The sequence below is a fragment of the Agrobacterium vitis genome, assembly GCF_013337045.2.
Taxonomy (GTDB): Bacteria; Pseudomonadota; Alphaproteobacteria; order Rhizobiales; family Rhizobiaceae; genus Allorhizobium; species Allorhizobium vitis_B.
In genome coordinates, this window is sequence record NZ_CP118260.1 from 859,383 (window position 1) to 872,002 (window position 12,620).

9 protein-coding genes are annotated in these 12,620 nt (G+C 57.4%); 8 read left to right on the plus strand and 1 reads right to left on the minus strand.

The features are described 5' to 3' along the window. Positions 1-73 precede the first annotated feature (73 nt). Positions 74-556 carry a GNAT family N-acetyltransferase gene (locus tag G6L01_RS21660; protein ID WP_070164456.1) on the plus strand — a complete coding sequence of 161 codons (483 nt, stop codon included), beginning with the start codon at positions 74-76 and terminating at the stop codon, positions 554-556. Positions 557-568: 12 nt separating this feature from the next. Here G6L01_RS21660 and G6L01_RS21665 read toward each other — a convergent pair whose 3' ends face one another. Then, a complete protein-coding gene (locus G6L01_RS21665) occupies positions 569-1,594 on the minus strand; it encodes an NADP-dependent oxidoreductase (RefSeq protein ID WP_070164522.1) in 1,026 nt (341 codons plus the stop codon). Positions 1,595-1,731: 137 nt separating this feature from the next. On the opposite strand from G6L01_RS21665, the gene recX reads away from it, so the two are divergent. The 7 genes from recX to G6L01_RS21700 all read left to right on the plus strand — a co-directional run bounded on the left by recX (position 1,732) and on the right by G6L01_RS21700 (position 12,444). After that, a complete protein-coding gene (recX, locus tag G6L01_RS21670; protein ID WP_070164523.1) occupies positions 1,732-2,310 on the plus strand; it encodes a recombination regulator RecX in 579 nt (192 codons plus the stop codon). 131 nt (positions 2,311-2,441) lie between these two features. Then, the gene (locus G6L01_RS21675) at positions 2,442-3,107 is read left to right on the plus strand and encodes a 4'-phosphopantetheinyl transferase family protein (protein ID WP_174089304.1); all 666 of its coding nucleotides are present in this window, start codon (positions 2,442-2,444) and stop codon (positions 3,105-3,107) included. Positions 3,108-3,248: 141 nt separating this feature from the next. Further along, on the plus strand, positions 3,249-5,933 hold the full coding sequence (locus G6L01_RS21680; protein ID WP_071205771.1) for a winged helix-turn-helix domain-containing protein: 2,685 nt from the start codon (positions 3,249-3,251) through the stop codon (positions 5,931-5,933). 415 nt (positions 5,934-6,348) lie between these two features. Then, positions 6,349-8,040, plus strand: coding sequence for a hydantoinase B/oxoprolinase family protein (locus G6L01_RS21685; protein ID WP_070164459.1), 1,692 nt, complete (start codon positions 6,349-6,351; stop codon positions 8,038-8,040). Beyond that, a complete protein-coding gene (locus tag G6L01_RS21690; RefSeq protein ID WP_070164460.1) occupies positions 8,037-10,100 on the plus strand; it encodes a hydantoinase/oxoprolinase family protein in 2,064 nt (687 codons plus the stop codon). Before G6L01_RS21685 ends, G6L01_RS21690 begins: the two co-directional genes overlap by 4 nt. Before the next feature lies 1 nt (position 10,101). After that, positions 10,102-11,199 (plus strand): ABC transporter ATP-binding protein, encoded by a 1,098-nt coding sequence (locus G6L01_RS21695; RefSeq protein ID WP_070164461.1) that lies wholly within the window; start codon positions 10,102-10,104, stop codon positions 11,197-11,199. A gap of 66 nt (positions 11,200-11,265) precedes the next feature. Then, positions 11,266-12,444: an ABC transporter substrate-binding protein gene (locus G6L01_RS21700; RefSeq protein ID WP_070164462.1), complete on the plus strand. Its 1,179-nt coding sequence runs from the start codon at positions 11,266-11,268 to the stop codon at positions 12,442-12,444. The last annotated feature ends 176 nt before the right edge of the window (positions 12,445-12,620 follow it).

The following is a 12,620-nucleotide window of genomic DNA, read 5'->3' on the forward strand; positions in this document are numbered from 1 at the left end:
TCCAAAACTTGGTGTTTTCAGCAAAAATATCAGGCAGGCCCGAAATGGCCTGCTTTTCTTTTGAGGTTTCTGCATGGATTTCTCCATCCGCAAGGCGCGTCCAGAGGACGTGCCGGTTATCCTTCGCTTCATCACCGATCTGGCGATTTTCGAAAAAGCCGAGCATGAGGTGAAGGCCACGGTCGAAAGCCTGCATGAATCGCTGTTTGGTGAAGGGGCCGTTGCCTTTGCCGCGATTTTGGAACAGCAGGCAACGCCTGTTGGTCACGCGATCTGGTTTTATAATTACTCGACCTGGCAGGCCCGCAAGGGGCTCTATCTCGAAGATCTCTACATCGATCCGGCCCATCGCGGCGGCGGTGCCGGGCGTGCCATGCTGCGCTATCTGGCAAAGCTTGCCGTGGATACCGGCTGCGGCCGGTTCGAATGGAGTGTGTTGGATTGGAACGAGCCAGCCATCCGGGTCTATGATTCTGTAGGTGCAGAGCCACAGACCGAATGGATCCGCTACCGGCTCTCCGGCGACAAGCTTGCGGAGTTTGCCGCCGGACGATGATCGTGTGATACTTTACTGTGAAACGTGCACCACCAACTTGCCGAAATTCTTACCTTCCAACAGACCGATAAAGGCTTGAGGGGCATTTTCCAGCCCGTCAACGATATCTTCCCGGTAGCGTAGCGATCCATCGGCAATCCAGCCAGCCGCCTCCCGCTGGAATTGTGAAAATTGATCAGCAAATTCGCGCTGGATAAAGCCACGCACCGTCAGGCTCTTGGTCAGAATATCGCGCATGGTCATCGGCAGACGGTCCGGGCCGGGCGCATCCTCCACAGACTGGTTATACTGGGCGATCAGTCCGCAGACCGGCACACGCGCAAAGCTATTGAGTAGCGGAAACACCGCTTTCCAGACATCACCACCGACATTTTCGAAGTACACGTCGATGCCATCAGGGCAGGCCTGTGACAGTTCCCGAGCAAAATCAGGCGAGCGGTGATCGACAACCGCGTCGAACCCGAGTTCGTTTTTGATAAAAGCGCATTTGTCTGCACCACCGGCAATGCCGACAGCGCGCGCACCTTTGAGACGGGCAATCTGGCCGACCGCAGAGCCGACCGCGCCGCTGGCGGCAGCCACCACCACCGTTTCGCCGGGCTTTGGCTTGCCGATGGTCAGCAATCCCGCATAGGCGGTAAAGCCGGGCATGCCCAGCACGCCGAGGGCAGTGCTGATCGGGGCTGCCGACGGATCGATCTTGCGCAACGTTTCACCCTTGGCAAGCGCATAGCTTTGCCAGCCGGAATGGGAGAGAACAATATCCCCCTCTTGAAAATTACTGTGTCTTGAGCGGAGCACGCGGGCGACTGTGCCGCCCTCCATCACCGCCCCAATCTCAACCGGCTTGGCATAGGATTTTGCGACGCTCATGCGTCCGCGCATATAGGGATCGAGAGACAGATAAAGGATTTGCAGCAGGACCTCGCCATCTTCGGGCTCGCCGACGGAGCCCGTTTCCAGCCGAAAATTATCGGCGACAGGAGCGCCGATTGGACGGGATGCAAGCTGAATTTGAAGGTTTTTTTGATGTGGCATGATGTCTTTCATCTCAGAATTCACATTGGCTTGAGGACACGCTCTCGGCGGTCCTGTCGTCTTCCATGACAAAGTGATATAGCGTCCATCATCAGACGAACAATAGAGGCATGGCCAGCATTGGAACGACGAGCGACATGACAGGCGAGGCACAAATCCTGTTTGACAGCGAGGCGCAACCGGACCCTTTGCAGCCGAAACCGCGGATGCTGGCCTGGGCGCGCAATTCTGCCGCCTATCGCCTTGGCCGCCGGATGATGAGCGAGCGGGAATTGCGCGATGCCGTCTCCCGCAAGGCACGACAGAAATATGAGGGCATCGAGCCCGAGACGGTCGATGCGCTGGCCGCGGAAGCCGTGCGCTTTGGCCGCCAGATGCTGGCGCTGGACGATGATGCCTACGCGCAGATCAAATCGCAATCTGCAGCACGCAGCGGAAAATCCAGACGTGCTATCGCCCAGACCCTGGCGCGCAAGGGTATCGAGAAGGACCTGGTGCAGGCAGCGCTGGAGGATATGGACGACCTGCCCGCCGCCATTCGCTTTGCCCGAAAGCGCGGCTATGGCCCCTTTCGTCGCAGCGATGGCGATGAACGGCAGAGAATGAAGGAAATGGCGGGCATGGCACGCAATGGCTTTGGCTTCGATATGGTGCAACGCGTGCTTGCCATGTCACGCGAAGAGGCGGAAGAGTATTTGTTGCAACAGCCGCTGTAAGCGAAGCTTTCCGGTGGTTCGATCGGCATTTCTTTCAATTCAAGAATTATTCAAGGTTTTTTATGAGCCAACAAGCCAATAATCAGGTTGAAATATACTCCTCCTGTCCAGTGCCTCCGCTTTTTGAGGCCTTGATCTCTCATCGCGCTGTTTGCTTTCGTCACGAGGATTTTACGCCGGAAGCGGCAATTGAACTCGGCGTACCCCTGCCGGAAAGCATGGGAAAGGCGGTCGCCAAGCGCAAGGCGGAATATGTGGGCGGACGGTTCTGTGCCATGGAGGCGATTGCGGCGCAAACCGGCCAGCCTGCGGCACCCGTTACAGCAGGACCACGTGGCGAACCGGTCTGGCCGCCTGGACTGGTCGGCTCGATCACCCATACAAATGGGTTTGCTGCGGCAGCCGTTGCCGATGCGGCCCGATTTCGCAGCCTTGGCATGGATACAGAACAGGTCATGACAGCGCAGGTCATGGGCAATGTCCGAGAGCGGATCTGCGGACCGGAAGACAGGTTTGGGGCCGGTAGCTCTTTTTTGCCGGAACTTCATACCACCCTGGTGTTCTCTGCCAAGGAGAGCCTGTTCAAATGTCTTTATCCATTGGTTGAAAAAATGTTCTGGTTCGAAGATGCGCTGATCCGAATCGATCCTGATCGGGGTGGTCTGTTTACCGCCGAATTGCTGTCACGCCTCCATGTCGAATTTCCGGCGGGAACAGTGATCGAAGGACGCTTTTGCCTGACGCCGGGTCTGGTTCATACCGGCATCAGCCTTGCGAAAGATGAAGCCGTGTTTTAATTTAGCTTTTGCAATAATACCCTAAAAATTACATGGGTTTTGCTTGGTTAATATAATTTTTTACCGGTTGATATGTTTGTAATCTTTTGATTACATCAGAACAGGCTTGCCAAAGCGGATGCGACATAGCACGTTTTCTTCATGAACTTCACTCTGCGATTTCAGCCCCCGATCAGTACCCAGAGCGCGATCAAGCGCAGGGCAATCCTGTCGCATCTTTCCGCTGGGGGATTGAAACGGGTAACCACCATCATTGCGCCAGCGGGCTATGGCAAGACATCCCTGGCTGCGCAGTGGTTCGATACCCTGCGCGCCGAAGGGCGCAGCCTGTCCTGGCTTGCGCTGGATCAGGAATATAGTGACCAGACACAGTTCCTGCTGCTGCTGCTGGAAGCCGTCAATGCCCTGCGGATGGAAGAAGGCACCGGCGTCGATTCCAGCATGACCGTCGCCTCGCTTCTCGCCTTATTATCCACCCGGTTGCGCAAGATCAGCGAGCCGGTCATCCTGTTTCTGGATGACTATCACTTCGCCCAGACCGATGCGACCGAGGCAATCGTCGCGCGCCTGTTGGGCGACCAGACGTTGAACCACCTGAAACTGGTGCTGATTTCGCGCACTCCACCGCGCTTTCCGGTATCGGCTCTGCGGTTGAAAGGCGAATTTCGCCAGGTCAATATTGCCGAACTGGGCTTTTCCGACCAGGAAGCCGAGGAGTTTTTTGCCGGACAGAATGCCAGCTTAAGCCGGGAACAAGTGGCTGGGCTTAATAAAAGGACGGAGGGCTGGGCGGTTGCCTTGCAGATGATCCGGCTGCTGATTGCTGAAAATGTCGATGGCGGCGCGCTTTTCACCACCTTCGACGGCGGCAATGCCGAAATGGGCAGCTATTTGTCGGAGCAGGTATTTGCCAATCTGCCGGAAGATGTGCAGGAACTGCTTTTAAAGACCGCGCCTTTCCCCGCCGTCAACCGCGATCTGGTTGAGGCCGTCTTCGATGATGCGCACAGCGCCGACTTGCTTGGCAAGCTTGGAGACCATGCCCTGCCCGTTGCCCTGCTGGCTGGCGGTGGTGGCTGGGTCCGCTATCACCCGGTTTTCAACGCCTTCCTGAAGGAAGAGGCCGCTCGACGTGGCTATCCAGTGCAGGATGTTCTCGAACGGGCGGCGCGCTGGTTCCAATCGACCGGTGATTTCGATGCCGCCGTGCGCCACGCGCTGATGAGCGGCAACGCCAATCTCGCCGCGGAAATCGTCGAAACCAGCGGCGGCTGGCGGCGGGTGTATACGACCAGCCGAGGCGGTGCCAGCGTGTTCAACTCCATCATGGCCAATGTTTCGGCCATTGATCTCACCTGTTTTCCGCTGACCACGCTTGGCTTGTCCGTGGTCAGCGCCAAAGCCGGACATCTTGATGCCGCTAATCATTATCTTGGCATTGCCGAGAGGGCCGACACGGCTGCTCCGGGTACATTTACCAGTGATCTGCGGGTGGTTCGTGTCCTGCTGGGGCTTTATTTCGACCGCCCTGCCTGTGCCGAAGACTTGGCCGCATTGGAAACCGATCTGACAGACATTGCCAGCACCGAACTCGTCCACCGCGCCATGGTGTTGAATATGCTGTCTTATAATTTCCTCGACCGCAGCGACATGGACCGAGCCTTGCATTACGGCCATCTGGCAGTTCAGACCTTCCGTGACGGCGGTGCCGATTTCGGCGCGGTGCATCTTTACACCCATATCGGCCAGGCTGCTTTTTTCAGTGGCGATTGCTCCGGCGCTGAAGAATATTATCAACAGTTGATTGATGAGGTGCAGGCCTGCATTGGCAAGGGCACCGATCTCGACGCCTTGGGACAGGTGCTGAAGGCGGAACTGTTGGTCATGCGTGGCGATCTGGAGGCAGCCGGGCCTTGTCTGTGCTGGGCCTTGCCGCATCTGGAGCGGCATGATGCCTGGTTTGATCTTTTGGCCGCTGGGTTTACCGCCCAGCAGATGATCTTCCGCCTAAAAGGCGACATGACCGCCGCCCATGCGTTGGCGGACCGGACACGGTCGGCGGCCAAGCGGCGCGGTTTTCATCGATTGATCCGGCTGATCGATGGCGCCCGGGTGTTGCTGCTGTTGGAAAGCGGTGATGTCGAGCAGGCGATCCGCTACGCAAAGGCCCATGGTTTCGGCATGGAAGACATCACCTCGGTGCCGGATAACAATCTCGCAACCCATTTGCGTGGATTGACGCCGGCACTGCTTTGGGCGCGCATCCATCTGGTTCGCGGCGATCTTGTGGGCGCCAGAAAATCGCTTTCCATCCTGATCAGCCAACAACCAACGAAAATTCACGATCTTCGCAGTGTGGAACTGGCGCTTCTTGACATGCGTCTGTTGATCGCCGAGGAAAAACGCGAGGTTGTTGCAGCCCGCCTGGAAGATCTGCTGCTGACCTTTCCGATGGAAGATTTTCGGGCCATGATCTGGATTGAAGGCGACGATTTCCTGCGCGATCTCAGGGCAATTGCTGAGGAGAGCCCGATGTCGGCAGTTCTGCGTCAAAGGCTGCAAGCCCTGTTGCCGGAAGGACGGACGGCGCAGGAAACAAGCGAAGCCACGCCGCTTCACGGTCTCTCGTCATCCGCGCTGACAGACCGGGAACTTGCTGTCATGGCGCTGCTCAGTCAGGGCTTCAGCAATAAGGAAATCGGTCGCGAACTGGCCTTGAGCGACAATACGATCAAGTTTCATCTGCGCAATATTTTCTCAAAGCTGAAGGTCAGCACCCGTACCGCCGCAGTTGGGGCCGCTCGACGCGCAGGCATTTCACTGTAACCGGGGTTCCCGTCAAGGCTGTCTGCCGTGCTTTGACAAAGTAGGCCGTTGGCCAAATTCATTCTTGGTATTGCAATGTAACGGATCGGATCAGCCGGGTTGCAACAGTCGTTCTGCTTTGAAATTGCCCGCTATATGGTCAATAATTTGCCGTGATTGTTTGTAATTATTTTTGAATATACAAAATATTTACACTGCCGTCGAGATGAGGATGCGTCAAAATTGTAGAGACTTAATACTATTATCTCGTTCAGTATTGGCGCGGGGAAATCTGGGTCGCGTGTGGCCTCAATGTGCACCCTACCCGAACGGGTGGGGTTGGGTCTTGCAACCCTACTCTTCTGGCAGGCTGGTCGCGCCTGAGTTGTGAGCCTAAAGTCTCCTTCATGAGTTTCAGTAGGGAGACGTTAGAGGCATGATGGCGGGCAGGCACCCATTCGATCCGGTGACCCAGGAAATCATCGAGGGCAAGTTGATTGCCACCGTTGATGAAATGGGCATTGTTATGGCCCGCACCAGCATGAGCCCGGTGATCTACGAAGTGCTGGATTTTGCCTGCGGTGTCTTGACGGCAAAGGGTGAGTTGATCGCCCAGATGAACGGCATCACCCTGTTTACCGGCACATTCGGCCGTCAGGTTAAAGCGTTGATCGACCGTTTCGGGGCGGATATGGCCGATGGCGATATTCTGCTGACCAACGATCCCTATGCCGGGGGGACCCATGCTTGCGATTTTGCCATCGTCAAGCCGATTTTCGTCGATGACGTGCTGCTCGCCTTTGCCATCAATGTCGCGCATTATCTTGATGTTGGCGGATCGGTTCCAGGCAGTCTTTCGCCGGCTGCGACCTCGGTTTACCAAGAAGGTCTGCGGTTGCCGGGCGTCAAGATCGTTCGCAACGATATGCTTTCCTCTGACATTCTTCACATCATCTCGGAAAATGTCCGGATGCCTGAGATTGCGCTTGGCGATCTGACGGCACAGATCGCCACGGTGCGGGTCGCTGCCCGGCGGATGAAGGAATTCACGGCCAAATACGGCGCTCCTACCTTGATCGCCGCTTTCGACCATATCCTCAATGTTAGCGAACGGCAGAGCCGGCAGGCGATTGCCGCACTCCCGGATGGTGTTTACCGAGCCAGCGACATTATCGATGGCGATGGCGTCACAACCGATCCAATTGCCGTGCAAGTTGCGGTGACCATTGCCGGCGATCAAATCACCGCCGATTTTACCGGTTGCCCGCCGGCCGTGGCTGGACCGATCAATTGCGCACGCGGCGCGCTGGAATCAGCCGTCAGGACGATCCTGAAGGCGCTTGTGGCACCGCAGTCGCCGTCCAACGAAGGCTGGTTCCGGCCTTTGAATGTGGTTGCGCCCTTGGGAACCGTGTTTACCGCCGAAAAACCCTCGCCGACCGGATGGTATTACGAGGGATCGGTTCATGCATCGGAACTGGTCTGGAAGGCGCTGGCGGCGCTGGTGCCGGAGCGGTTTTCGGCTGGCTCCTATTCCAGCCTTTGTGTCGCCTATATCTCCGGAAACGACCGCAGTGGCCGACCCTTCATTCATATTGAACCACAGCATGGCGGCTGGGGTGCCGGCGTCAATCGGGATGGGGCCAATGCGCTGATTTCCCTGACGGATGGCGATACCTACAATTATTCCGTCGAAGTGATCGAGGCGCGGTTTCCGTTGCTGGTGCGGCGCTATGGCCTGAATATCGAGGGCGGCTCCGGGGCCGGACGGATGCGTGGCGGTTTCGGGATCATCAGGGAATATGAGATCCTTGGCGACAAGGCCTCCGCCTATTGCAGCTTTGGCCGTACCCGCACCCTGCCATGGGGCATGGACGGTGGCCATGATGGTACGGCCAATAGCCTTCAGGTCCTCGCCGCATCGGGCGAAAACAGTTGCTATGGCCGTTCTGCCGATATTGCGCTGAAGACGGGCGATGTCGTGCGCATCGTTACCGGCGGCGGCGGTGGATGGGGTGAGCCCAGCGACCGCGATCCGGCTTTGATTGAAACAGACTTGAAAAATGGTTTTGTCAGCGAGGAGGCAGCGTCCAGCCTCTATGGTTACCGTGGGAGGATTACAGAATGATCCGGTTGGCAACAGATGTAGGTGGAACTTTTACTGATCTCGTCGGCTATGACGAGGGCAGCGGTGAGATTTTTACAGCCAAGAGCCTGACGACTTCCGATAACCAGTCCGGTGGCGTGCTGGATGCGATCGATGTCAGCGAGCGCAAGGATGGTTTGCGGGTCCGCGACATCACCTTCTTTGCCCATGGCGGCACCACGGTGATCAACGCGATTACCGAGCGCAAGGGCGCAAAGACCGCACTCATCACCACCGCCGGGTTCCGCGATGTGCTGGAAATCGGCCGTGGCAACCGGCCTGACCTTTACAATTTGCATTTCCATAGTCCCGAACCTTTCGTGCCCCGTCATCTTCGCTTCGAGGTGCGGGAACGGGTCGATGCGTCCGGCAAGGTGCTCCTGCCGATCGAATTGAATGATTTGCGCGAAATCATCCGCGTCTGCACGGCGGAGGATGTGGATGCGGTCGCCATCCTGTTTCTGCACAGCTATGCCAATCCCGACCATGAGAAGGTCTGCGCCGATATTCTGGCCGATGCCCTGCCATTTGCCTCGATCTGCGCCAGCCACGAGGTTTCGCGGCAATGGCGGGAATATGAGCGCACCAATACGACCGTGCTGAATGCCTATGTGCAGCCGGCCATCCAGCAATATTTCGAAATGATGGAATTCGCGCTCGCCAAGCGCAACCTGACTTGTCCTTACTATGCCATGCAATCCAATGGTGGCATTTCCTCTTTCGATCAGGCTGTGCAACAGCCGCTGACATTGGTGGAATCCGGTCCGGCGGGCGGGGTCGCCGGGGCAGCTCGCATCGGCGTGGAGCTTGGCGAGAGCGAAATCCTGTCGCTGGATGTCGGCGGCACAACAGCCAAATGCTCGCTGATCCATGATGGACGTCCGACGCTGAATACCGAATACCGGTTGGAACATACCCGCATCCAGCCTGGCTATCCCGTGCAAGTGCCGGTCGTCGATATCGTCGAAATCGGTTCCGGCGGCGGCTCTATCGCCTGGATCGATGCGCGCGGCAGCTTGCGAGTTGGCCCCGAAAGTGCCGGTTCCGCCCCTGGACCGGCCTGTTACGGGCGCGGCGGCACAAAGCCGACGCTGACTGATGCATTGCTGACGCTCGGCATTTTCGATCCCGCTACCTTTGCCGATGGCACGCTGCATCTGGACAAGGAGAAAGCAGCAAGCGCCATTGCAACGGTGGCCGGGCCGATGAATATGTCGATCGAAGATGCTGCGGGTGCGATCATGGACATTGCCCATGCCAGCATGATCAATGCCTTGAAACTGGTGACGGTTCAGCGCGGCCATGATCCTCGCGATGCCAGTCTGGTGATCAGCGGTGGTGCCGGTCCGGCGCTGGCCAGCCATCTCGGTCGGGAATTGCGTGTGAAGGCGACGGTCGTGCCGCCGCATCCAGGCATTTTTTCCGCCTGGGGCATGTTGGCAGCCGAACCCCGTGCCGACTTCCGCGAAACCTGGTTTCACCTGTTGGCCGAGCGGGCATTGGAAGAGGCCGCTACCCGGTTCACATTGCTGGAGCGTCAGGCCATCGCCTATTTCTCGGCGGGCGCCGAGGCGCAGGTGGCATTCAATCACCAGATTGAAGCGCGCTATAAAGGTCAGGAACATGGTGTTTTTGCGCGGTTCGAGGCGGGCGACACCATTGAAACTTTCAGCCAAAGGTTTCATGATGTTCATGAACGCGCTTATGCTTTCCGCCTGCCCGCAGCCGAGATTGAACTGACGACGCTGCATCTCGAAGCCGTTTTGAAAGGGCAGGTCATTTCCCTGCCAAAACTGAAAAGGCAAGATATGACGATTGACGCGGCCAGGGTCGGCGAAAGGAAGGTTTATTTCGGTCGATCCATGGGTTGGCAGACCTGTGCTGTTTACGAGCGGGTCCGGCTTCCTGTCGGTCAGCCTGTATTCGGCCCACTGCTGATCGAAGAAGCGACGGCGACGACGCTGGTGCTTGAGGGCCAGTCAGCCAGCCTGACCGAAACTGGTATTCTCGTCATTCACGAAACGGACATGCAGGCCGCATAGGATGGCCATATCCATCAGCATAGACGCTGTGACGCGCAGTCATGGTCCGGTTCGGGCGGTCGATGACCTGTCGCTGGAGATCAAGGCAGGGGAGTTCTTCACCCTGCTTGGGTCTTCCGGCAGTGGAAAAAGCTCGCTGTTGAAGCTGATTGGCGGATTTGATCAGCCGAATGCGGGCAGGATCCTGTTTGATGGTCAGGATATGGCCGCCGTGCCGGCCAATCGGCGCCCGGTCAATACCGTGTTTCAGGGGCTGGGTCTGTTTCCGCATATGTCGGTGGCGCGCAATATTGGTTACGGATTGAAGCTGCGCGGCCTTTCCGGCGCGGCCCTTGATGCAAAGGTCGGGGAGGCACTGGATCTGGTGGAACTATCTGGATTTGGCGAGCGTGATGTCAATCTTCTGTCCGGCGGTCAGCGGCAGCGTGTGGCTCTGGCGCGTGCGCTGGTGATGGAGCCTGGCATATTGTTGCTGGATGAGCCTTTGACCGGTCTGGATGAGCGGCTTCGCCAGCAGATGCGCAATGAATTCGGTCGTTTGCACAAGCGCACCGGCGCCACCTTCATTCTCGTTACCCATAATCAGGACGAAGCCCTCAGCCTGTCCGACCGGATGGCGATCATGCATCAGGGACGGATCGAACAGCTTGGCCGGCCCGACCAGTTTTTTCATGCGCCCGCCAACGCCTTCGTCGCCCGGTTCATCGGCATGGATAATCTGCTGCGGCCTGAGCGGCTGGAAGGATCTGGATCGGACACTGTGGCGATCATTGCTGGTCAGTCCGTGCCGGTCACGGTTCCGGATGGCAATGTTAGCGCCAACCTGGTGGTGATCCGCTCCGACCGACTGGTCATCGAGCCTGAAATCAGAACCGCAGCTGGCGGAGGGGCATCCCCTCAATTGTCGCTGCGTGTGGTTGCCACCACTTTTCGCGGTTTGCATCGGGATGTCACGCTGGCGTTTGGTGACGGACAGACCTTGACGGCGATCTGCGATGCGGATGCGCCGTCTTTGAGTGTCGGGCAGGATGTGGGCCTGTCGATAAAGCCGGGTGCCGCCCTTTTGACATCCGACAAGGGATTGCCGCATGCGGTGTAAAGCCGCCGTCAGCGGCATGAGACGTGCATAAAATGGGGTCTCATGGGTGAGAACAAGGGAACAACAATGACAACGAGTTTGAAAAATGGATTTTCGGTCAACCGAAGCAATATGCAGCGGCGCGACCTCTTGAAATTTGCCGGTGCCGGCGGCTTGGCGCTGGCTGCCGGTCATCTGGGGCTTGGCCGTTCGGCCTTTGCCGCAGAGGCGAAGTCTGTGGCTTTCTGGGGCACGGCGACGCTTGATATCGGTGAGAAATGGGCGGAATTTGCCACCCAAAATGGTGTAAAACCGGAATTTACCGACAATGGAAACGACCTTGGTCCTGTCATTGCCCGTCTGGCCGCGGGCAATGCCAATGATCTGTTCGACATCGGCGGTTTTCAGGGCGGCGCTGAAAAGGAACTGGCTCGTCAGGGCGCGATTATCCCTTGGGATGTCAGCAAGATCGCCAATTACGACAGTATCTGGCAATGGGCGCGCGACATTCCCTACCTCAAGCACGAGGGCAAGCAATACGGCATTCCGACCGTGGTCAATGCCGACTCGATCATCTATCGCTCCGACAAGCTCGGCAAGGTCGATAGCTATGGCGTAATCTTCGACCCGAAGATGAAGGGCAAGGTCGCCATGGAGGATGCTTGGATCAACAGCGCGATCTTCGCTGCGATCTATCTCAAGGAAGGCGAGAACAAGCCGATCAAGGACCCGGGCAATCTGAGCGAATCCGAACTTGGTCTGGTGATGGAATTCCTGATCAAGCACAAGAAGGACGGCCAGTTCCGCACCTTCTGGAATGGCTGGGAACAGGGCGTCCAGCTGGTTGCCAATGAAGAAGTCGATGCGATGACCGGCTGGGAGCCGATTGTCTATGAAGGCCGCAAACGCGGACTGAAAGTCGATTATGCCGCCCCCGTCGAGGGCTATGAAGGCTGGGCCAACAATACGGTTCTGCTCAAGGGCGCAGGCGAACGCGGTGTGAGCGATGCCGCGCATCAATTCGTCAATGGCCTTTTGGGCGGTCTCTATGGCTGCGAGCTTGGCAAGGCGCGGGGCTATCTCGTCCCGACCGACAACAATGTGGTCTATGCCAAGGCACATCCTGACGAATATAAGCCGGAAGAGGTGCAGGCACGGGCTGATCACGTCAAAGCCAAGTTTGCCGGCAAGGTCTTCTGGCAGAATACCCGTCCGGACAATTTCCAGCTCTATGAAGAATGGTGGCAGAAACTCCGCAATGCTTAACAGTCTATCCAATAATCGCCGCTGGCCGTCTGCAAATGGCAATTTCTGCGCTTGAATGATGCACGCATTTCCTAACGAAAAACTGCTTCGCACTTTTCCTGGAATGCTTGTACTCACGTACATTAAGTACGCTCCGTTCCGGTTCTCGAAATCATCATTTTCGCCAGGCCAGCAGC